Annotated in this window: 17 protein-coding genes and 2 pseudogenes; 15 read left to right on the forward strand and 4 right to left on the reverse strand. The window is 69.2% G+C overall.

What is annotated here, in order from left to right; translation table 11 throughout:
* Position 1: 1 nt before the first annotated feature.
* Positions 2-1036 carry a LacI family DNA-binding transcriptional regulator gene (locus E5671_RS41420; protein WP_160509354.1) on the reverse strand — a complete coding sequence of 345 codons (1035 nt, stop codon included), beginning with the start codon at positions 1034-1036 and terminating at the stop codon, positions 2-4.
* 336 nt (positions 1037-1372) lie between these two features.
* On the opposite strand from E5671_RS41420, the gene E5671_RS41425 reads away from it, so the two are divergent.
* From E5671_RS41425 to E5671_RS41460, 8 genes and pseudogenes are all read left to right on the forward strand, one after another.
* Positions 1373-2644, forward strand: a complete 1272-nt coding sequence (locus tag E5671_RS41425; RefSeq protein ID WP_160509355.1) for an extracellular solute-binding protein — start codon at positions 1373-1375, stop codon at positions 2642-2644.
* On the forward strand, positions 2645-3655 hold the full coding sequence (locus E5671_RS41430) for a carbohydrate ABC transporter permease (RefSeq protein ID WP_160509356.1): 1011 nt from the start codon (positions 2645-2647) through the stop codon (positions 3653-3655). It abuts the gene before it with no gap.
* 35 nt (positions 3656-3690) lie between these two features.
* The gene (locus E5671_RS41435) at positions 3691-4542 is read left to right on the forward strand and encodes a sugar ABC transporter permease (protein ID WP_202122715.1); all 852 of its coding nucleotides are present in this window, start codon (positions 3691-3693) and stop codon (positions 4540-4542) included.
* 76 nt (positions 4543-4618) lie between these two features.
* Positions 4619-6268, forward strand: coding sequence for a glycoside hydrolase family 13 protein (locus E5671_RS41440; RefSeq protein ID WP_160509357.1), 1650 nt, complete (start codon positions 4619-4621; stop codon positions 6266-6268).
* A complete protein-coding gene (locus E5671_RS41445; protein WP_160509358.1) occupies positions 6256-7350 on the forward strand; it encodes a LacI family DNA-binding transcriptional regulator in 1095 nt (364 codons plus the stop codon). The genes E5671_RS41440 and E5671_RS41445 overlap by 13 nt, the downstream gene beginning before the upstream one ends.
* Before the next feature lie 306 nt (positions 7351-7656).
* Positions 7657-9054 (forward strand): annotated as a pseudogene (locus E5671_RS41450) (alpha-amylase); the annotation flags it as partial.
* A 132-nt stretch (positions 9055-9186) separates the two neighbouring features.
* The gene (pulA, locus tag E5671_RS41455) at positions 9187-11892 is read left to right on the forward strand and encodes a pullulanase-type alpha-1,6-glucosidase (protein WP_336605994.1); all 2706 of its coding nucleotides are present in this window, start codon (positions 9187-9189) and stop codon (positions 11890-11892) included.
* 95 nt (positions 11893-11987) lie between these two features.
* On the forward strand, positions 11988-12377 hold the full coding sequence (locus E5671_RS41460) for a VOC family protein (protein WP_160509360.1): 390 nt from the start codon (positions 11988-11990) through the stop codon (positions 12375-12377).
* Here E5671_RS41460 and E5671_RS41465 read toward each other — a convergent pair.
* Entirely contained in the window at positions 12374-13282 is a 909-nt protein-coding gene (locus E5671_RS41465) for an MBL fold metallo-hydrolase (RefSeq protein ID WP_160509361.1), read from the reverse strand. The genes E5671_RS41460 and E5671_RS41465 overlap by 4 nt on opposite strands.
* 159 nt (positions 13283-13441) lie before the next feature.
* On the opposite strand from E5671_RS41465, the gene E5671_RS41470 reads away from it, so the two are divergent.
* The 6 genes and pseudogenes from E5671_RS41470 to E5671_RS41495 all read left to right on the forward strand — a co-directional run.
* Positions 13442-13651: a hypothetical protein gene (locus E5671_RS41470; protein WP_160509362.1), complete on the forward strand. Its 210-nt coding sequence runs from the start codon at positions 13442-13444 to the stop codon at positions 13649-13651.
* Positions 13638-14993 (forward strand): amidase, encoded by a 1356-nt coding sequence (locus E5671_RS41475; protein ID WP_160509363.1) that lies wholly within the window; start codon positions 13638-13640, stop codon positions 14991-14993. Before E5671_RS41470 ends, E5671_RS41475 begins: the two co-directional genes overlap by 14 nt.
* A gap of 37 nt (positions 14994-15030) precedes the next feature.
* A complete protein-coding gene (locus tag E5671_RS41480) occupies positions 15031-15591 on the forward strand; it encodes a TetR/AcrR family transcriptional regulator (protein WP_160509364.1) in 561 nt (186 codons plus the stop codon).
* 236 nt (positions 15592-15827) lie between these two features.
* Positions 15828-16709 (forward strand): MEDS domain-containing protein, encoded by an 882-nt coding sequence (locus E5671_RS41485; protein ID WP_160509365.1) that lies wholly within the window; start codon positions 15828-15830, stop codon positions 16707-16709.
* Positions 16709-17137, forward strand: a complete 429-nt coding sequence (locus E5671_RS41490; protein WP_160509366.1) for an ATP-binding protein — start codon at positions 16709-16711, stop codon at positions 17135-17137. The genes E5671_RS41485 and E5671_RS41490 overlap by 1 nt, the downstream gene beginning before the upstream one ends.
* A 90-nt stretch (positions 17138-17227) precedes the next feature.
* Positions 17228-17731 (forward strand): annotated as a pseudogene (locus tag E5671_RS41495) (dihydrofolate reductase family protein); the annotation flags it as partial.
* On the opposite strand, the gene E5671_RS41500 reads toward E5671_RS41495, so the two are convergent.
* Positions 17698-18396 carry a class I SAM-dependent methyltransferase gene (locus E5671_RS41500; protein ID WP_160509367.1) on the reverse strand — a complete coding sequence of 233 codons (699 nt, stop codon included), beginning with the start codon at positions 18394-18396 and terminating at the stop codon, positions 17698-17700. The pseudogene E5671_RS41495 and the gene E5671_RS41500 overlap by 34 nt on opposite strands.
* 83 nt (positions 18397-18479) lie before the next feature.
* On the opposite strand from E5671_RS41500, the gene E5671_RS41505 reads away from it, so the two are divergent.
* Positions 18480-19100 carry a helix-turn-helix domain-containing protein gene (locus E5671_RS41505; RefSeq protein ID WP_160509368.1) on the forward strand — a complete coding sequence of 207 codons (621 nt, stop codon included), beginning with the start codon at positions 18480-18482 and terminating at the stop codon, positions 19098-19100.
* Between the two features lie 18 nt (positions 19101-19118).
* Here the strand turns inward: E5671_RS41505 and E5671_RS41510 are convergent, their stop codons facing one another.
* The gene (locus E5671_RS41510) at positions 19119-21176 is read right to left on the reverse strand and encodes a phosphocholine-specific phospholipase C (protein WP_160509369.1); all 2058 of its coding nucleotides are present in this window, start codon (positions 21174-21176) and stop codon (positions 19119-19121) included.
* Positions 21177-21221 lie beyond the last annotated feature (45 nt).

Genomic DNA, 21221 nt, shown 5'->3' on the forward strand with positions numbered 1-21221 from the left:
CCTAGACGTCGCGGCGCTCGGGCCGGCCGGACGCGGTCGAGCCGCGGACCACAAGCTCCGGCATGAAGAGGAACTCGCTGTGCGGGGCGGGGGTTCCGCCGATCTCCTCAAGGAGGGTGCGGACCGAGGCCTGCCCCATCGCCTGGACCGGCTGGCGGACGGTGGTCAGCGGGGGGTCGGTGAAGGCGATGAGCGGGGAGTCGTCGTAGCCGACCACCGAGATGTCCCGGGGCACCTCCAAGTCCCGTTCCCGGGCGGCCCGGATGGCGCCGAGCGCCATCATGTCGCTGGCGCACACGATCGCGGTGCAACCCCGGCCGATCAGCGTGCCCGCCGCGGCCTGGCCGCCCTCCAGGGTGTAGAGGGAGTGCTCGATGAGCTGCTCGGAGTCCGCGGGCGACATCCCGAGGCGTTCGCGCATGCCGATCTGGAAGCCCTCGATCTTGCGCAGTACGGGCACGAAGCGCTTGGGACCCACCGCGAGCCCGATGCGGGTGTGGCCGAGGGAGGCGAGGTGGGTGACGGCGAGCCGGGCCGCGGCACGGTCGTCCGTGGAGATGAAGGGGGCCTGCACCTTGGGGGAGAAGCCGTTGACGAGGACGAAGGGCACACCCTTGCCGCGCAACACTTCGTAGCGCTCCATGTCGGCGGTGGTGTCGGCGTGGAGGCCGGAGACGAAGATGATCCCGGAGACACCGCGGTCCACCAGCATGTCGGTGAGCTCGTCCTCGGTGGAGCCACCGGGTGTCTGGGTGGCAAGGACCGGCGTGTAGCCCTGGCGGGTCAGGGCCTGGGCGATGACCTGGGCGAGCGCCGGGAAGATCGGGTTGTCGAGCTCGGGCGTGATCAGGCCGATCAGTCCGGCGCTGCTGCGCTGCCGCAGTCGCGTGGGACGTTCGAAGCCGAGCATGTCCAGGGCGGCGAGTACGGATTCGCGGGTGCCCGCCGCCACGCCGGGCTTGCCGTTGAGGACACGGCTGACGGTGGCTTCGCTCACCCCCGCCTGCGCTGCGATGTCGACGAGCCGTGCGGTCATGCGGGGACTGTACCGGTGATCCGCCGGATTGCACACCGGTTGTGAAAGCTTGCAGAAAGGGCCGGTCCTGCAAGGAGCTTGCGGGAGCTCCAGGGCACGCTGGGGGAGCCCAACGGCCACCTCAGGGGCCTGTCAAGCGCAGCAAGGGCAACCGTAAGGACACACAGGGGTAACGATCAGCAGCCCTTGCAGAAATTTCTCGCAAGGTCTTTCGGGCGCTTTTCAATCCTGTTACGTTCCCTGGCAACCCGGCGCCGCGTCGAGTGCGGCTCGTAGGAGGCAGCTCTGTTGGGGGTCTCGCCTCCCCTTGTTCCGGGATCAGTTGAAGGAGTTCACATGCGGCGTGGCATAGCGGCCACCGCAATGGTCGCGGCCCTGGCCCTGACAGCGGCGGCGTGCGGTGGCGATGACGGTGACAGCGGCAAGAAGAGTTCGGGCAAGCTGTCCGGAACCGTCACTTTCTGGGACACCTCGAACGACGCGGAGAAGGGGACCTACGAGAAGCTCGCCAAGGGCTTCGAGAAGCTCCACCCGGACGTCAAGGTCAACTACGTGAGCGTCGCGTTCGGCGAGGCCAACGCCAAGTTCAAGAACGCCGCGGGCGGCAACTCCGGCGCCCCCGACGTGATGCGCACCGAGGTCGCCTGGGTCGCGGACTTCGCCAACCTGGGCTACCTCGCCCCGCTCGAGGGCACCCCCGCCCTCGACAAGGCGGACGACTACCTCCCGCAGGCCGCGGCCAGCACCAAGTTCAAGGGCAAGACCTACGCCGCGCCGCAGACCATCGACACCCTGGCGCTCTTCTACAACAAGAAGATGCTCAAGGCCGCAGGCGTCGAGGTCCCCAAGACCTTCGACGAGGTGAAGACCGCCGCGAAGAAGATCAAGTCGAAGTCCGGCAAGACCGGCCTCTACCTGCGCGGCGACGACCCGTACTACTACCTCCCCTACCTCTACGGCGAGGGCGGCGACCTCCTCGACACCAAGAGCAAGAAGATCACCGTCGACGACCCCCAGGGCGCCGCGGCCTTCAAGGTCATGAAGGACCTGGTCGACTCCAAGGCGGCCACCACCGACGCGAGCGACGGTTACAACAACCAGCTCAACGCCTTCAAGGACGGCGACGTCGCGATGGCTCTCGACGGCCCCTGGTCCATCGAAGGAGCCATGCAGGGCAAGGAGTTCAAGGGCGACAAGGACAACCTCGGCATCGCCCCGGTGCCCGGCGGCAGCGACCGGCAGGCATCCCCGCAGGGCGGCTGGAACCTCGCGGCCTACGCGGGATCCAAGAACCTCGACGCGAGCTACGAGTTCATCAAGTACATGAGCTCGGCCAAGGTGCAGCAGCAGACCACCGAGAAGCTGAGCCTGCTGCCCACCCGCACCTCGGTGTACGACGTGCAGTCCGTCAAGGACAACCAGATGGTGCAGTTCTTCAAGCCGGCCGTGGACAAGTCCGTGGAGCGGCCGTGGATCCCGCAGGCCAACGCCCTGTTCGAGCCGATCCGGCTGCAGATGGAGAAGGTGCTCAGCGGCAAGGCCTCGCCCGAGAACGGGGCGAAGGGTGTCGGCGACGCCTACCGCAAACTGCTGAAGGACTACAAGTAAATGGCTGTTGACAGCAGCCAGTCCCTGACCAAGGCCGTGGACGCCCACAGCGTCCGCGGCCGCGGACGGGGGACCGGCAAGACTCCAGGGCGGCTGCGCAGGTCGCTGTCCACGCACTGGTACGCGTGGGCCATGGTCGCCCCCGTGGTGGCCGTGATCGGCGTGATCATCGGGTACCCGCTGGTGCGGGGCCTGTACCTGTCGACGACCGACGCCAACGAAGCGAACGTCGAGCGCACGATCGGCGTCAACCACATCCCGGCGACCTACAAGTCCGTCGGCCTGGACAACTACACCGCCGTCCTCTCCGACGGGATCTTCTGGGACCGCCTGACCTGGACCATCATCTGGACCGTCTCCTGCGTCGCGATCTCCTTCGCGCTCGGCCTGGTCCTGGCGAACATGCTCAACCGCAAGCTGGCGGGGCGCTCCCTCTACCGGATGGCGCTGATCCTGCCCTGGGCGGTGCCGGCGTTCGTCTCCGTGTTCACCTGGCGGCTGCTCTTCAACGAGAAGAACGGCATCCTCAACAAGATCCTCGCCGGTGGCGGCATCGACGCGATCCCGTGGCTCAACGACCCGACCTGGGCCAAGCTCTCGGTGATCACGGTCAACGTCTGGCTCGGCGTCCCGTTCATGCTGGTCGCCATGCTCGGCGGACTCCAGTCCATCCCCGGCGAGCTCTACGAAGCCGCGGAGATGGACGGCGCGAACGCCTGGCAGCGCTTCCGGCACATCACCCTGCCGGGCCTGCGCACCGTCAGCAGCACCGTGATCCTGATCAGCGGCATCTGGACCTTCAACATGTTCCCGGTGATCTTCCTGCTCACCCGGGGCGGTCCTGGAGACGCCACCGAGATCCTGGTGACGTACGCCTACCGGCTCTCGTTCGTCGTGAGTCCGCGCGACTTCGCGGGATCCGCGGCCTGGGGCGTCATCATTCTGCTGCTCCTTTCGCTCTTCGCGGTCGTCTACCGCCGCGCGCTCCGCAAGCAGGGAGAAGTGTGGTGACCACCGTGACCGACCAGAAGACGTCGACCGCGAGCCTGCGCAAGGCGAAGAAGGTGAGGGAGCGCGGCGAACGCGGACCGCTGGCCTCGGTCGCGCTCCACGTGGGCCTGCTGATCGCCTCCGCCACCGCGGTGCTCCCACCGCTGTGGCTGCTCATCACCTCGTTCAAGCCGACGAGCGAGGCGTTCTCCACCGACCTGGTCAAGGACTTCACGTTCCGCAACTACGACCACGTCGTCAACGACACCGAGTTCCTGAGCTGGCTCGGCAACTCCCTGTTCGTCGTCGGCCTGACCACGGTGATCGGCGTCTTCATCTCGGCGACCACCGGCTACGCCGTCAGCCGCTTCAAGTTCCCCGGCATGCGGCCGCTGATGTGGCTCCTGCTGATCACCCAGATGTTCCCCGTCGCGGTCCTCATCGTGCCGCTCTACAACCTCCTCGCAAGCCTGGGCCTGCTCAACCAGCCCATCGGCCTGGTCGTCACCTATCTGACGATCGCCGTGCCCTTCTGCGCCTGGATGATGAAGGGGTACTTCGACACCATCCCGGTGGAGATCGACGAAGCCGGACGGGTGGACGGGCTCAATCCGTTCGGCACCTTCTGGCGGCTCATCGTGCCGCTGGCCAAGCCCGGTCTCGCCGTCACCGGCTTCTACAGCTTCATCACCGGCTGGGCCGAAGTCGCGTACGCCTCCGCCTTCATGACCGGCGAGGAGAACCTCACCCTGGCGGGCGGCCTGCAGACCTTCGTCAACCAGTACACCAGCGACTGGGGTTCGTTGACGGCCTCGGCGGTGATCGTCGCCGTGCCCGCCGCGGTGATCTTCGGCTTCGTGCAGCGCCACCTCGTATCCGGCCTCACGGCCGGCGCGACGAAGTCCTGACACGAAGTCCTGGACAACGAAGCCCTGAAACGGCACACACCCCCCTCGCACTCGACCTCTCGATCTCAGGGAAGACATGACCCAGCATCTCGCTGCCCCTGCAGCCCCCGCCTCCGGCACCCACACGGACTGGTGGCGTGGCGCGGTGATCTACCAGGTCTACCCGCGCAGCTTCGCCGACGGCAACGGTGACGGAATGGGTGACCTGGACGGCGTCCGTGCCCGGCTTCCCTACCTCAGGGGCCTCGGCGTCGACGCCGTCTGGCTCAGCCCCTTCTACTCCTCGCCGCAGGCCGACGCCGGTTACGACGTGGCCGACTACCGCGCGATCGACCCGATGTTCGGCAGCCTCCTCGACGCCGACGCCCTGCTGCGGGACGCCCACGACCTGGGCCTGCGCGTCATCGTCGACCTGGTGCCCAACCACTCGTCCGACCGGCACGACTGGTTCCAGCGCGCCCTGCGCGAGGGGCCGGGCTCGCCCCTGCGCGAGCGCTACCACTTCAGGCCCGGCAAGGGCGAGAACGGTGAACTCCCGCCCAACGACTGGGAGTCCGTCTTCGGCGGCCCCGCCTGGACACGGACCCCGGACGGCGAGTGGTACCTCCACCTCTTCGCCCCCGAGCAGCCCGACTTCAACTGGGAACACCCCGCCGTCCACGACGAGTTCCGCTCGATCCTGCGCTTCTGGCTCGACATGGGTGTCGACGGCTTCCGTGTGGACGTCGCCCACGGCCTGGTCAAGGCCGATGGCCTGCCCGACATCGGCCGCGGCGACCAGCTCAAGCTGCTCGGCAACGACGTCATGCCGTTCTTCGACCAGGACGGCGTGCACGAGATCTACCGCAGCTGGCGCAAGGTCCTCACCGAGTACGCGGGTGAGCGCATCCTCGTCGCAGAGGCGTGGACGCCCACCGTCGAGCGCGCCGCCGCGTACGTGCGCCCGGACGAGATGCACCAGGCCTTCAACTTCCAGTACCTGGGCACCCATTGGGACGCAGCGGAGCTGCGCGAGGTCATCGACGTGTCGCTCGCCGCGATGCGGCCCGTCGGCGCCCCGGCCACCTGGGTGCTCTCCAACCACGACGTCACCCGCCACGCCACGCGGTTCGCCAACCCGCCCGGACTCGGCACCCAGCTGAAGACCGCGGGAGACCGCGCGCTCGGCCTGCGCCGCGCCCGCGCCGCGACGCTCCTGATGCTGGCGCTGCCCGGTTCGGCGTACGTCTACCAGGGCGAGGAACTGGGCCTGCCGGACGTCACCGAGCTGCCCGACGAGGTGCGCCAGGACCCGTCGTTCGTCCGCGCGAGCGGGCAGGACGGCTTCCGTGACGGCTGCCGGGTGCCGATCCCGTGGACCACCGACGGCTCCAGTTACGGGTTCGGCGCGGGCGGCAGCTGGCTCCCGCAGCCCGCCGGTTGGGGCGAGCTCAGCGTCCAGGCCCAGACCGGAGACCCCGCGTCCACCCTGGAGCTGTACCGCAGCGCGCTCGCCGTGCGCCGGGAGCAGCCGGGGCTCGGCGCGGGCGACTCGCTGGAGTGGCTCGATGCCCCCGAGGGGGTTCTCGCCTTCCGCCGGGAGGGCTTCGTGTGCACGGCGAACACCACCGGAGCGGCGGTGCGCATCCCGGCCCCCGGCCGGATCCTCCTGTCCAACGCCGAGGTGGAGACGGCGGACGGCAAGGTCGAGCTGCCCGCCGACACCACCGTCTGGTGGGCGGTGTGACCCTTTCCCTGCCGCGGTCCGCCGACCGGGGAGACGGAGGGGACCGGGGAGACCGGGGAGACCGGGGCGTCCCGCGGCTCGCGGACATCGCGGCCCAGTCCGGCGTCAGCGAGGCCACCGCGAGCCGGGTGCTCAACGGCAAGCCGGGAGTGGCTGCCGGCACCCGGCGCCGGGTGCTCGCCGCTCTGGACGTCCTTGGCTACGAGCGGCCGATGCGGCTCAAGCGGCACAGCGCGGGTCTGGTCGGTCTGGTCATCCCCGAGCTCAGCAACCCGATCTTTCCCGCCTTCGCGCAGGTCGTCGAGCAGGTCCTTTCCGGGCACGGCTACACGCCGATGCTGTGCACCCAGATGCCGGACGGGGCGAGCGAGGACGAGCTGGTCGAGCACCTTGAGGAGCGGCGGGTCAGCGGCATCGTCTTCCTCTCCGGGCTGCACGCCGACACCACGGCCGACCCGACCCGGTACCTCGAACTGCACGCCCGCGGTGTGCCGTTCGTCCTGATCAACGGCTACAACGAACACATCCCGGTGTCCTTCGTCTCGCCCGACGACCGCGCGGCCGTGCGGATGGCGGTGCGTCACCTCGTCGACCTGGGCCACGAGCGGATCGGTCTGGCCATCGGCCCGACCCGCTACGTCCCCTCGCTGCGCAAGGCGGAGGGGTTCGTGGCGGCGCTGGACGCGCTGCTCGGCCTGGAACAGGGGGAGGCCGAACAGCTCGTGCAGCGCACGCTGTTCACCGTCGAGGGTGGACACGCGGCGGCCAGCGTCCTGCTCGACCAGGGGTGTACGGCGATCGTCTGCGGCAGCGACATGATGGCGCTCGGCGCCGTCCGCGCGGCACGTGAACGGGGCCTTTCGGTGCCCGGCGACGTCTCCGTGGTCGGCTTCGACGACTCGCCGCTGATCGCCTTCACGGACCCGCCGCTCACCACGGTGCGCCAGCCGGTGCAGGCGATGGCGAGCGCCGCGGTGGGCGCGCTGCTCGAAGAGCTGCACGGAAATCCCGTACAGCACACGGAGTTCGTCTTCCAGCCGGAGCTTGTGGTGCGCGGTTCGACGGCGCAGGCGCGGCACTGAGAGGGAGGTCTCCGGTCCGAACGGCCGGGCGCGTGGGGCCCGTTGCGGGTCCCCCGGCTGTCCGGACCGGAGTCGTGGTTGAACGTAGCACCGTCGCAATGTCTTGCGAAAGGTTTTGCGGCGCGTGAACTCCCGGGATTGCGCATCTGACGCGAGAGTGTGCGCGGAGGGTTGACCGGGGTTCTTGAGGGTCGTACGGTCTCGACCGAAAACGGCGTTGAAATGTTTCTGCAACATCCTTCAACGGCCTGACGGGCACGGCGCGTTGCCATTCAAGGTCACACCTCACTCATGCAGGAGGCCCTCATGGCTGGCCGAAAGATCAGAGTCCGCAGACCCCTCGCCGCCGCCCTCGCCCTGGTCGCAGGAGCCGCGGGCGGCATCGTCGCCGGAGCACCGCAGGCGCAGGCCGCCCCGCCCGGCGGCAAGGACGTCACGGCCGTGCTCTTCGAGTGGAAGTTCGACTCGGTGGCCAAGGCGTGCACGCAGCAGCTCGGCCCCGACGGCTACGGCTACGTACAGGTCTCCCCGCCCCAGGAGCGCATCCAGGGCGAGGCATGGTGGGCCGCCTACCAGCCCGTCAGCTACAAGATCGGCACCCGCCTCGGCGACAGAGCCGCGTTCAAGAACATGGTCGACACCTGCCACGGGGCCGGGGTCAAGGTCGTCGTCGACGCGGTGATCAACCACATGACGAACGCCAACGGCACCGGCTCGGCAGGATCCGCCTTCACCAAGTACGACTACCCGGGCACGTACTCGGGCGCCGACATGGACAACTGCCGCTCGGACATCAGCAATTACCAGGACCGCTGGAACGTCCAGAACTGCGAACTGGGCGGACTCGCCGACCTCGACACCGGTGAGGACTACGTCCGGGGGCGGGTCGCGGCCTACCTGAACGACCTGCTGTCCCTGGGTGTCGACGGCTTCCGGGTGGACGCGGCCAAGCACATCCCCGTGGACGACCTGAAGAACATCAAGTCCCGGCTCAGCAATCCCGGCGTCTACTTGAAGCAGGAGACGATCTACGGCGCGGGCGAGGCGGTCTCCCCGAGCGAGTACACCGCCACCGGCGACGCCCAGGAGTTCCGCTACGGCTGGGACCTGAAGCGGGTGTTCAACAACGAGAAGCTCGCCTACCTGAAGAACTTCGGCGAGGGCTGGGGTTACATGCCCAGCGGCTCGGCCGCCGTCTTCGTCGCCAACCACGACACCGAACGGCACGGCCAGACCCTCAACTACAAGGACGGCGCGAACTACACCCTCGCGCACGTCTTCATGCTGGCTCTTCCCTACGGCGCACCGGACGTGCACTCCGGCTACGAGTTCAGCAGCAACGACGCCGGATCGCCGAACGGCGGCCATGTGAACGCCTGCTACAGCGACGGCTGGAAGTGCCAGCACGCCTGGCCCGAGATCAAGAGCATGGTCAAGTTCCGCAACACCGCGCGCGGGACCGGCATGACCAACTGGTGGGACAACGGCAACGACGCCATCGCGTTCGGCCGCGGCGACAAGGCGTACGTGGTCATCAACCACGAGGGCTCCTCGGTCGCCCGGACATTCCAGACCTCCCTCGCCGCGGGCAGCTACTGCGACGTCCAGAGCGGCAGGAGCGTCACCGTCAACGGTTCGGGCCAGTTCACGGCCACCGTCGCGCCGAACACCGCCTTGGCTCTGCACGCCGGGGCCAGGAGCTGCTGAGCGCCGTGCGGCGCGGCTGACCGCCCCGCTTCACGGGCCGCCCGGCGTTCGCTTCCCCGCCGCCGGGCGGCCGCACCTCCGTACCCCTACTCACCCCTGTATCCCGTTACCCACAAGGAGAAGCTCCCCTTGACCGGCTCCCCCCGCCGCACCCTGGTGACCACGGCCCTCGCCCTGCTCGCCGCCATGGCGCCCCTGACGCCCTCGGCCGTCGCGGCGCCCCGAGCACCGGCCGCCGCCGCCGCGCCCGCCGCGCTCGACCTGTCCACGTCCCGGGCCCAGTGGATCGACAAGAACACGGTCGCCTGGGACGTCCAAGGCGACGCCGTCTCCCAGGAGTTGGTGTACGCCCGCGACGGACAACTCACCGTCAAGGACGGCGAACTCGCGGGCGAGGGGCGGCGGATACGCCTCACCCCGGCCGATGGCGGCCTCACCGACGCCCAGCGCGAGAAATACCCCCACCTGAAGAACTACGCGGCCTTCACCGTCGACCCGCGCGACCGCGACCGGGTCCGGCACGCCCTCACCGGCCAGCTCGTCGCCACCCGCAGCGGCGCCGACGGCAGCCTGGTGAGCGCCACCGGCGTCCAGACACAGGGCGTCCTCGACGACCTCTACAGCGCCACCGCCACCAAGGCCGCCCTCGGACCGCAGTTCCGCGACGGCCGCCCCACGCTGGCCCTGTGGGCTCCCACCGCCCAGTCCGTCAGCCTCGAACTCGACGGCAAGCGCGTGGCGATGCGGCGCGACGACGCCAGCGGTGTGTGGTCCGTCGCCGGGGCCCGTAGCTGGTCGGGCAAGCAGTACCGGTACGTCGTGAAGGTGTGGGCGCCCAGCGTCCAGAAGGTCGTCACCAACAAGGTCACCGACCCCTACTCCACGGCCCTCACGGCCGACTCGAAGCGCAGTATCGCCGTCGACCTCGACGACCCGAAGCTTGCACCCAAGGGCTGGGAGCGGCTGAAGAAGCCGAAGGCCACGCCGCTGCGTGACGCGCAGATCCAGGAGCTGCACATCCGCGACTTCTCCGTCGAGGACCGCACGGCGCGTCACCCAGGCAAGTACCTGGCCTTCACCGACACGGCGTCCGACGGCATGAAGCATCTGCGCAAGCTGGCCGAGGCCGGCACCTCCTACGTCCACCTGCTGCCCGCCTTCGACATCGGTACCATCCCCGAGCGCGCCGCCGACCAGGCCACGCCCGACTGCGACCTGACGGCGCCCGCCCCGGACTCCGACGAGCAGCAGGCCTGCGTCACCAAGTCCGCCGCCAAGGACGCCTACAACTGGGGTTATGACCCCCTGCACTACACGGTGCCGGAGGGCAGCTACGCGAGCGACCCTGCCGGAACCCGCCGCACGGTCGAGTTCCGGCAGATGGTCCAGGGCCTCAACGGCTCGGGCCTGCGCACGGTGATGGACGTCGTCTACAACCACACCGTCGCGAGCGGCCAGGCCGACAAGTCCGTACTCGACAAGATCGTGCCCGGCTACTACCAGCGGCTGCTGCCCGACGGCTCGGTGGCCACCTCCACCTGCTGTGCCAACACCGCGCCCGAGAACGCCATGATGGGCAAACTCGTGGTCGACTCACTGGTCACCTGGGCCAGGGAGTACAAGGTCGACGGCTTCCGCTTCGACCTGATGGGCCACCACCCCAAGGCCAACATCCTGGCTGTCAGGAATGCCCTGGACGCCCTGACCCTCAAGAAGGACGGCGTCGACGGGAAGAAGATCGTCCTCTACGGCGAGGGCTGGAACTTCGGCGAGATCGCCGACGACGCCCGCTTCGTCCAGGCCACCCAGAAGAACATGGCGGGCACGGGCATCGCCACCTTCTCCGACCGGGGCCGCGACGCGGCGCGCGGCGGCGGCCCCTTCGACGAGGACCCCGGCGTCCAGGGCTTCGCAAGCGGCCTGTTCACCGACCCCAACGCCTCGAAGGCGAACGGCATGCCGGCCGAGCAGAAGGCCAGGCTCCTGCGCTACCAGGACCTGCTCAAGGTGGCCCTCACCGGCAACCTGTCCGCGTACACCTTCACGGACTCCTCCGGCCGCAGGGTCAAGGGCTCCGAGGTCGACTACAACGGCGCACCGGCCGGATACGCGGCGGCCCCCGGCGACGCCCTCTCCTACGCCGACGCCCACGACAACGAATCCCTTTACGACGCCCTCGCCTTCAAGCTGCCCGCGGACACGACGGCCGCCGAGCGCTCGCGCATGCAGGTGCTCGCGATGGCGACCGCGACCCTGGCGCAGGGCCCTTCTCTCTCCCAGGCGGGCAGCGACCTGCTCCGCTCGAAGTCCCTGGACCGCAACTCCTACGACAGCGGTGACTGGTTCAACGCCCTGCACTGGAACTGCCAGGACGGCAACGGCTTCGGACGCGGCCTGCCCCCGGCCGCCGACAACAAGGACAAGTGGCCGTACGGGAAGCCCCTGTTGACGTCCGCGTCCCTGACCCCGGGCTGCGCCGAGATCAACGGCACGTCGGCCGCCTACCAGGACCTGGTGAAGCTGCGCGCGACGGAGCCCGCGTTCTCCCTGGCCACGGCCGACGAGGTCCAGTCCCGGCTCTCCTTCCCGCTGTCGGGCACCTCCGCGGAGACCCCCGGCGTCATCACCATGGAGCTCGGGAATCTCGTGGTCATCTTCAACGCGACCCCGGAGTCCCAGAAGCAGAGCGTCACGGCCCTGAAGGACATGGCATACGCGCTCCACCCCACTCAGGCGAAGGGCTCCGACCCGGTGGTCAAGTCATCGTCGTACGAAGGAGGTTCAGGCACCTTCAGCGTCCCCGCACGGAGCGTCGCGGTCTTCGAGCGCGGCTGACAGCTCGAAGGATCCCGTAGGGGCAACTCGAAAGATAGCGTGGACCCTTCAGTTCAGTGGAAGCTGGAAGCGCTATCTGACGGGGAGATCCTGACGTGGCAAGCAAGTTCACCGAGCTCGCGATCGACTGTGTCGATCCCGGCGCTCTCGCCCGGTTCTGGTGCGCTGTGCTCGACTACGAGGTGCAAGAGGCGGAGGACGGATTCATCTCCATCGGCTCCCCTCTGGTGCCCGAAGGCGGGAAGCGCGTCGGACCGGTGCCACCGACGCTGGGATTCGCGCGGGTACCCGAGGGCAAGGCCATCAAGAACCGGCTCCACATCGATGTCAATCCAACCGACAGGGAGCAGGACCAAGAGGTCCGTCGCCTGCTCGACCTGGGTGCTCGTCACACCGACGTCGGCCAGAGCGGCGACGAGAGCTGGGTCATCCTCGCCGACCCCGAGGGCAACGAGTTCTGCGTCCTCGCGAGCCGCCGTCCCTAGGACGCGGGGACGAGCCGGTAGGTGTCGCCCTCGGGGACCACGTGGCCTGCTGTGGGCGGCGGAAAGTGGCTGCCCAGCAGCAGAGTTGGTGTGCCGGAGAGGGAACTGAGGAGCTCCTGGCGGGTCCTCGCCGCGGCCGCGGGGTCGATGTCCACGCAGCTCCCCAGATCGGGGTGGGCCAGCTGGACGGGGTGGTGGATGCAGTCACCGGTGATGAGCGCGCTCTCGCCGTGACTGCTCAGTTCCACCGCCACCTGACCCGGTGTGTGGCCCGGGGTGGGGCGCAGGCGGAGACCCGGCGCGATGTCGGCGCCGCCGGAAGGAACGTCGAGCACGTCCAGTAGGCCTGCCTCCTTGATGGGGTGCACGGAGTCACGGAACATCTGGCGCCTGGCCTCGTCCATGTCGACGCCGGCCCAGTAGTCCCATTCGGCGCGGGTCGTGAGGTAGCGGGCGTTGGGGAAGGTGGGAACCCAACTGGCCCCGTCCGCCCGGGTGTTCCAGCCGACGTGGTCGGTGTGCAGATGGGTGAGGACGACGAGATCCACCGTCTCGGGTGTGAAGCCGGCCTCCGTCAGCCGTGCCAGGTAGTCACTGTTCAGGTTGTCCCACGCGGGGTTGGCCCGCTGCTTGCCGTTGCCGATACCGGTGTCCACGAGTACGCGCAGCCCGTTGGCCTCGACCGCGAAGCTGTGGCTCGCAAGCCGCAGGACGCGCTGTTCGTCCACGAATTCCGGCTGCAGCCAGGGGAGGTCGGCGACGATCTCCGGGGTTGCTCCTGGCAGCAGCCAGGGGCCTGTCCGCGGGGGCAGATGTACCTCGTCGACACGGCGGACGGTGAGGTCTCCCACCGTCCAGGCCGGGGTGCTGGGAAGAGGATCGGCGTGGGGCGTGGTGGTGGACATGCGGTTCTCCCTCGAGGCTAAAAGCAATGCGTTTGCGTTAAGGTCAGCGTAGGGCCTATGGTCTCGCTAAAGCAAACCGTTAGCTTTTGAGTGCTGCTGTGGTGTGGCGGGCCGCCGTCCGCCGTCCCCCGCGCAGCGCCACGAGTCGAGAGGCCGCACATGAACACCGCCGAACTCACCCCGCAGGAGGCCGCCCGAGGGGCGCTCCGGGCGGGCCTGCCGCTGGCGAGCGACCGTCACGAGGTGGTGGCGTCGACCGCCCGCCACATCCAGTCCGTCATCGCCACGCTGCGCGAACTGGACTTCGGTGAGACGCCGCCCGCGATCTCCTACACGGCCGGACAGGAGGACGTCGATGCAGCCGTATGAGCTTTCGCTCGCCGACGCCGCCCGTGCCGTGGCCGCGGGAGAGCTCTCCCCGGTCGAACTGACCGATTCGGTGCTCGGCCGCATCGAAGCGGTGGAAACACGCCTCCAGGCCTACGTCACCGTGGCCGCGGACTCCGCCCGGAAGTCGGCGGCCCGTGCCGAGCGCGAGATCGCCCTGGGGAGGTCACGCGGTCCGCTGCACGGAATACCCATGGGCCTGAAGGACCTGATCGACGCCGAAGGCATGCCCACCACGGCGAGCTCGCACGTCAGGGCGGACCACGTCGCCGAACGCGACAGCGCCGTCGCCGCGCGTCTGTCCGAGGCCGGTGCGGTGCTGCTGGGAAAGACCCACACCCACGAGTTCGCCTACGGGCTCACCACCCCTCAGACGCGCAACGCCTGGGACCACAGCCGTGTCGCGGGCGGGTCGAGCGGGGGCTCGGCCGTCGCCGTCGCGGCGGGAGAGGCCACCTTCGCGCTGGGGACCGACACGGGCGGATCGATCCGCGTGCCCGCGGCGCTCAACGGCGTGGTCGGCCTCAAGCCGACGTACGACCTGATCCCCCGCCGCGGTGTGACCTCCCTGTCCTGGTCCCTGGACCATGTCGGCCCCCTCACCCGCACGGTGCGGGACGCCTCACTCGTCCTCGCCGCATTGGTGGGACGGGACCGGCCCGACCCTGAAGCAGGTGACCTCACCGGGCTGCGAGTGGGAGTGCCGCGCAACTACTACTTCGAGCGGGTCACCCCGGAGGTCGAGGAGAGCGTGCGCCGGGCCATCGGGCAGCTCCAGGGGCTCGGGGCCGAACTCGTCGACGTAGAGATCCCGTTGGCGCACTACATCCAGGCCACCCAGTGGGGGCTGATGGTCCCGGAGGCGACTTCGTACCACGAGCGCACGCTTCGCTCGGTGCCCGATCTGTACACGGCGGACGTCCGCGTCCTGCTGGAGGCGGGCGAGTTCGTGTCCGCAGGTGACTACCTCCGGGCCCAGCGTGCGAGGGCGCTGATGCGCGAGGCCTGGGCGCAGCTGCTCGGCCACGTCGATGTGATCGCGGCTCCGGCGGTGCCGATGACGGCCGCCAAGGCCGGTCAGGACAGCGTCGAGTGGGCGGACGGCACGGTGGAGTCCGTCTCCGACAGCTACGTCCGTCTCTCCGCCCCCGCCAACATCACCGGAGTGCCGGCGCTGACCCTGCCCGTGGGTCAGGACCACGCGGGCATGCCGATCGGCATGCAGCTGATGGGGCGCCCCCTCGACGAAGCGACCGTGCTGCGGGTCGGGCGTGCCTACGAGGTGGCCGCTCCGGCACCGGCACCGGTGTTGGCGCCAAGCTAGAAGCAACGAATTCGCATTAAGGGATTAGAGTGGAGTCATGAGTCCCAAGCCCAGGGTTCGCCCCGGAGGGCGCAGCGCCCGTGTTCAGGAGTCCGTCCACGCGGCGGTCCGTGAGCTCCAGACCGAGCTGGGGCGCGACGGGCTGACCGTTCCCCTCGTCGCGGCTCGCGCGGGGGTGACCCCGTCTACCGTCTACCGCCGGTGGGGAGACCTGCAGGAGCTCCTGTCCGACGTCGCGGTCGAACACCTGCGCCCCGAGGAGCCGCCGGCCGACCTCGGCACCCTGCGGGCGGACCTCGGCGCGTGGGCCGAGCAGTTCCTCGACGAAATGGCCTCCCCGCCGGGGCGCGCCTACATCAGGGACGCCCTGCTCGGAGACCCGGACGGGAGCAACGCCGGCCAGTGCTCCGCCTACGCCGCGGACCAGATCGGCATCGTCCTCGCCCGTGCGTCGGAGAGGGGCGAGGCCGTTCCGGACACGGAGCAGGTCATCGACCGGGTGGTGGCACCGATGATGTACCGCATCCTGTTCCGTCCCGGCCAACTGGACGCCGCCTACGCGCGCGCACTCGTGGATCACGCCCTCCCGGCATCCTGAGTCCGGCGTGGAATGTGGCGCTGTCATACCCGTCGGCAGCCGCAGGCGCCGGACGGCACTCGACGAACAGAACCAGCTCTGAACGGATCACCTTCACGCACTCTCGATCACCAAGAGAGGGCGCGTTGCCAGCTAACTGTCGCTATCTGCGGAGATGCGCCGCCGTGAGGTATGGACCGCTAGCGTGTGGCCCGCACTTGTTCCCCGTCGGGCCACCTCGGCCCTGGAGGTGAGAGATGGCGGATGCCGGCTCGGCGTCGGGCGGTACGATCCCGGTCCAGCATCTCCGGGCGGGCGACCACGCCTTCGTCAGTTACGCCGACGACGACGCGGGCCGCGACGTGGTGTCCGCCTTTGCGTGGGCGGGGCTCGTGAAACGCGAGAAGGTGATGGTCTTCGCCGCTCCGCACATGGACGACGCACAGGTGTGGGACCGGCTGGACGCGCCGGGAGCCCTGCTGGGAACCGCCCGGGAGAACGGGCAGTTGGTGCTCAGCAGCATGCGCGCCCTCATCCACCCCCAGGACGCGTTCACTCCCCACCGGCAGTGGGAGCGCATCACGGAGGAGACCGACCGTGCCCTGGCCGAGGGGTACAGCGGGCTGCGTACCTACATCGACATGCACTGGGTGGGGGACCTGGGCGCCGATGTCGAGGTGATGATGCACCGCGAATCCCACGCCCAGCATCTGTTCACCGACCGCCCCTACACCGAGATCTGTGCCTACGACAGCCGTTGGTTCCATCCTGACGTCGTGACGGCCATGCACAAGGCGCACCCCTGCCGGCTGCTGCCCCGCCTGGGCGCTCTGCACGCGGAACAGGCCGAAGGGCGGGTGCAGTTGGCCGGCGAGGCGGACATCGCCACCCGGGAGCAGTTCATCGGCGCCGTGCGCGAGGGGCTCAGGCGCAGCGAAGGCTCCCGGCAGCCGCTGATCGTGGACCTGTCCGGTCTCGTGTTCCTCGGCGTCGCCTGTGCCGTGGACCTGCTCCGGCTGGTTCTGGAACATCCGCACGGCCCGGTCCATGTCCACTGTCCACCGACACCGGCCCGCATACTGCGCCGAGCAGGCGCCGACCAGGTGCCCCACATGGTGATCAGCGAGGTGGCTCGCTGATGACGACCACCCCAGGCCCTCACGAGGTTCCTCCCGTCACCCTGCTGGAGTCGCGCTTCACCCAGGACGATCTGCCCCGGCTGCGGATGCTCGTCGAGCAGTACGCCGACGACCAAGGCCTGACCGAACCACGGCGCGGCGACTTCATCGTGGCCCTGGACGCCGTGGCGGCCAACGCGGTCGAGCACGCGGGCGGTGGCGGCACGCTGGTCCTGCAGCGCAGCAACGGCCAACTGGCCTGCCACATCCACGACGTGGGCCCCGGCTTCAGCGCCGACGTCATCCCCGAGCTGGCTCCCGGCCTCGACGGCCACGCGGGCGGCCGAGGCCTGTGGCTCGCAGGCCTGCTCACCGACGAGCTCACCATCTCCGCGGGCCCCGGCGGCAGCATGGTGACTCTGACCGTGCGACTCCCCAAGCCCCAGTAAGGCCACCGGACCGGCACGATGAGTTTCGGGGGCGTACCGGGTCTATGCCTGAGAGGGGATAACTCGAGCTGCGGAACACCCGGGAGATGCTGGTACTCCAACGGCGACTCCGCACTCGGCGACGTCGGCAAGGTCTCGAAGGTCTCGGCCGAGTACGTGCGGCCGGTGTGGGCGAGCATCGGGCCGATGGTGATAGGGCGTCACCTGTTCGACATCACCAACGGCTGGGAGGGCGCGCCGCCGGCGGGCGAGCACGTGGTCGTGGTGTCGCACCGGCCCAAGCCGGAGGGGTGGCACCCCGAGGCGTCGTACCACTTCGTCGACGATGTGGCACAGGCGATCGCGAAGGCCAAGGAACTCGCGGGGGAGCGCACTGTCGCTGTGGCGGCAGGTGACGTCGGCGGGCAGGCGTTCGCCCTCGGCCTGGTGGACGAGGTGGCGATGGACGTCGTGCCCGTGGTCTTCGGCTCGGGCAAGCGGTACTTCGGATCGGTCGACGCCCAGCACCTGCTCGAGGACCCGCACACGGTGATCCAGGGCGACCGGGTGCTGCACCTGCTCTACCGCGTACGCCGCCGCAGCTTGACGGTGTAGTTGGTCCGTGTGGAGGGCTCGCCGTCCGGGGCCGTCAGGGAGTGCTCATGGGTGTCGCAGACGAGTACGTCCCACTGCTCGGTCGGCAGGTCGAGGGAGGCCAGGACCTTCTGGGGGCTGGGGAAGTCCACGCCGGGGTGCGGTTCGGTCTCCCAGGCGGGGAAGCCCATGTGACCGACGATCAAGAGAGTGCCGCCCGCCGCGACGGCCTCGGCGGCGCTACGCAGGATCCGCTCGCGCGGCATCTCGTGGAGGGAGTGCAGGAACTGGGCGGAGACCAGGTCGTAGCTGCCGGCCGGGAAGGAGGCCCCCAGGTCGTGGTGCTGCCAGTCGACGCGGTCGGCGACCTGGGCCTCGGCCGCGTGCTCGGCGGCACGGCCGAGGGCGATGCGGGAGATGTCGGTGGCGGTGACGCGCCAGCCCTGCCGCGCGAGCCAGATCGCGTCGCCCCCCTCTCCGCAGCCCAGGTCCAGGGCGCTGCCCGGGACGAGCCCCTCGGTCTCGCGGACTAGTGCGGCATTGGGTTCGCCGCTCCACAGACGGCCGCTCTGGTTGTAGCGCTCGTCCCAGAACGCTTCGGCCGAATCGGCGGCGGACGCGGCGGAGGTGTGGGTGTCGTGGGCGGCGTGGGTGCCGTCGGTGGGGTCGGTCGTGTGGTCGCTCATGTGGGCTCCTTCTGCTCTGCGGCAACCCTGCGCGCGGCCCTGGCGGCTTGACAAAGATATTTGCCGCAACGGCAAATGGAGGGATGAGCGACGACGCCGAACTCACGGATGTACTGACCGCCGTCGGGCCGCGGCTACGGGCGCTCCGGAAGGCACGGGGCGCCACCCTGGCCCGGCTGAGCGAGGAGACGGGGATCTCCCTGAGCACGCTCTCGCGTCTGGAGGCCGGACAGCGCGAGCCGACCCTGAAGCTCCTGCTGCCCCTGGCCAAGGCGTACGGCGTACCGCTCGACGAACTGGTCGGCGCGCCCCGGACCGGCGACCCGCGCATCCACCCGCGGCCGTTCATGCGCCACGGCAACACCTGGGTGCCTCTGACCCGCTACCTCGGCGGAATGCACGCCTACAAGCAGGTCATGCCGGTCGCCAGGAACACCACCCGGCAGACCACGCGCCCCGAGCAGGGCATGCACGAGGGCTACGAATGGCTCTACGTACTCTCCGGACGCCTGCTGCTCGCCCTGGGCGACCACGACCTGGTCCTCACCGCGGGCGAAGCCGCCGAGTTCGACACCCGCACCCCTCACGGCTTCGCCAACGCCGGTGACATCCCCGTCGAATTCCTCGCCCTGTACGGGGCCCAGGGCGAGCGCATGCACGTGCGCGTCAGGCCGGGCAGCGGCGAGGGAGACGACGGGGGATAGCCGACGGGGGTGGCAGGGTCAGGCGGTGCGGAGCGCCGGGTCGCTGGTGCCGGGCTCGCCCGTCTCGACGTGTCCGGCGAACCTGCGCAGGTAGGCGCCGTCACTGTCGGACGTGATCCGCAGGTCGTACCAGCGCTTGCTGTGGCCGAGGTCGACCCAGCGGGTCTTGCGGCCACCCGCCGCGACGGTGAGCTCGGTGCTCTTGCCGCCGTATGCGTTGGTGATCGTGAGCCGGCAGGCGGTCTCGGCGGGGTTGGTGAAGGTGAGCTTCACGCGGCCGCTGCTCTCGTCGTGGCGGGCGGTGATTTCCGGACCCGGGGTCGCGGCGGTGCCTTCGTACGTACGCAGGTAACCGTTGGGGCCGTGCACAGTCAGCTCGTACGTCCCGTCCGAGGGGCCGGTGCTCCAGGTGTCGGAGATCTTCTTGCCCGCCGCCGCGGTGTAGGTCCAGGGCCCGTCGTCGCGGTTGCCGGAGGTGACGAGGAAGCAGGCGCCGGTCTCGTCACCCGGCGTGAAGGTGAGCTTGATGGTGCCGTCGGAGGGCTTGACGGCCGCGGTGACAAGCGGCGTGTAGGGCAGGGGCCGGGTGCGCCTTGCGCCCTTCTCCTGCTTGGGAAGGGCGGGGGAGGCCGGCGGCGAGTGGTGGTAGCTGTCGTGCCGTTCCTGGTCCGGCGGCTCGTAGGCGTCGGTGCTCGGCAGGTCCGCGCGCTCGGTGCGCTTGAGGCTGAAGTCGAAGGCCGAGGTGAGATCGCCGCAGATGGCCCGGCGCCAGGGGGAGATGTGTGGTTCGTGGACGCCGAAGCGGCGTTCCATGAACTGGATGACGGAGGTGTGGTCGAAGACCTCGGAGCAGACGTAGCCGCCGGTGGACCACGGGGAGACGACGAGGGTGGGGACCCGCATGCCGAGCCCGTAGGGGCCCGCGCTGTAGTCGCTGTCGCCGGGGAAGACGTCGAGCTCGGTGTCGACGGTGGACGCGCCCCAGGAGGAGTCGGCCGGCGGATAGGGCGGCGGCACGTGGTCGAAGTAGCCGTCGTTCTCGTCGTACGTGATGAACAGGGCGGTCTTGCTCCACACCTCGGGGTCGGACGTCAGCGCGTCCAGGACCTGCGAGATGTACCAAGCACCGTAATTCGCTGGCCAGTTGGGATGCTCGCAGAACGCCTCCGGAGCGGCGATCCAGGAAATCTCCGGGAGTTTCCCGGACTTGACGTCCGCGCGGAGGTCATCGAGGAGATGGCCGCTCTCCTTGACGTTCGTTCCCTTCCTCGCCTTCTCGTAAAGCGAGTCACCGGGCTTCGAGTTGCGGAACTTGTTGAAGAACATCAGCGAGTTGTCGCCGTAGTTTCCGCGGTAGGCGTCCTCCAGGACGCCCCACAGCCCCTCCTTGGTGAGCCCGTCGCCGGTGTCCTGATAGATCTTCCACGACACCCCGGCCTTCTCCAGGCGCTCGGGATAGGTGGTCCAGTCGTAGCCGACTTCTTCGTTGCCGAGGACCGGACCGCCGCCCTTGCCGTCATTTCCGGCGTGCCCGGTGTAGAGGTAATAGCGGTTGGGGTCGGTCGCGCCCATGAACGACGAGTGGTAGGAGTCGCAGACCGTGAAGGCGTCGGCGAGCGCGTAATGGAACGGGATGTCTTCCCTGGTCAGATGGGCCATCGTCCCGGAGGACTTGGCCGCGATCCAGTCGTCGTACTTGCCCTTGTTCCACGCCTGATGACCGGTCTCCCAGTCATGGTCGAGCCCGGCGATGAACTGCATTCCCAAGTCGTCGGCGTCCGGGTGGTACGGCAGGACTTCCTCGCCGTCGCCGGACTGATGCCATACGGACTTTCCGCTCTCCAGGATCAGCGGGCGGGGGTCACCGAATCCCCGGACGCCGTTGAGGGTGCCGAAGTAGTGGTCGAAGGAGCGGTTCTCCTGCATGAGGACCACGATGTGCTCGACGTCGTCGATCGATCCCGACCTGGCGGAGGCGGGGATGTCGGCGGCGCGCATGATGCTGGCGGACAGAGCCGCGACGCCGGCGGTGCCACCCGCTGCCTGGAGGAAGCGTCGACGGTTGAATGCAGGCATGAAGCTGTACCTCTGAAACGTGGGGGATAGAGGGCCGGTCACCGT

It is taken from the genome of Streptomyces sp. BA2, assembly GCF_009769735.1.
Lineage (GTDB): Bacteria > Actinomycetota > Actinomycetes > Streptomycetales > Streptomycetaceae > Streptomyces.

Coding starts and splice junctions, on each gene's coding strand:
- E5671_RS41420 (WP_160509354.1), bottom strand. CDS start 1,036: ATGACCGCACGGCTCGTCGACATCGCAGCGCAGGCGGGGGTGAGCGAA.
- E5671_RS41440 (WP_160509357.1), top strand. CDS start 4,619: ATGACCCAGCATCTCGCTGCCCCTGCAGCCCCCGCCTCCGGCACCCAC.
- E5671_RS41510 (WP_160509369.1), bottom strand. CDS start 21,176: ATGCCTGCATTCAACCGTCGACGCTTCCTCCAGGCAGCGGGTGGCACC.
- E5671_RS41425 (WP_160509355.1), top strand. CDS start 1,373: ATGCGGCGTGGCATAGCGGCCACCGCAATGGTCGCGGCCCTGGCCCTG.
- E5671_RS41475 (WP_160509363.1), top strand. CDS start 13,638: ATGCAGCCGTATGAGCTTTCGCTCGCCGACGCCGCCCGTGCCGTGGCC.
- E5671_RS41485 (WP_160509365.1), top strand. CDS start 15,828: ATGGCGGATGCCGGCTCGGCGTCGGGCGGTACGATCCCGGTCCAGCAT.
- E5671_RS41505 (WP_160509368.1), top strand. CDS start 18,480: ATGAGCGACGACGCCGAACTCACGGATGTACTGACCGCCGTCGGGCCG.
- E5671_RS41470 (WP_160509362.1), top strand. CDS start 13,442: ATGAACACCGCCGAACTCACCCCGCAGGAGGCCGCCCGAGGGGCGCTC.
- E5671_RS41430 (WP_160509356.1), top strand. CDS start 2,645: ATGGCTGTTGACAGCAGCCAGTCCCTGACCAAGGCCGTGGACGCCCAC.
- E5671_RS41500 (WP_160509367.1), bottom strand. CDS start 18,396: ATGAGCGACCACACGACCGACCCCACCGACGGCACCCACGCCGCCCAC.
- E5671_RS41480 (WP_160509364.1), top strand. CDS start 15,031: ATGAGTCCCAAGCCCAGGGTTCGCCCCGGAGGGCGCAGCGCCCGTGTT.
- E5671_RS41465 (WP_160509361.1), bottom strand. CDS start 13,282: ATGTCCACCACCACGCCCCACGCCGATCCTCTTCCCAGCACCCCGGCC.
- E5671_RS41490 (WP_160509366.1), top strand. CDS start 16,709: ATGACGACCACCCCAGGCCCTCACGAGGTTCCTCCCGTCACCCTGCTG.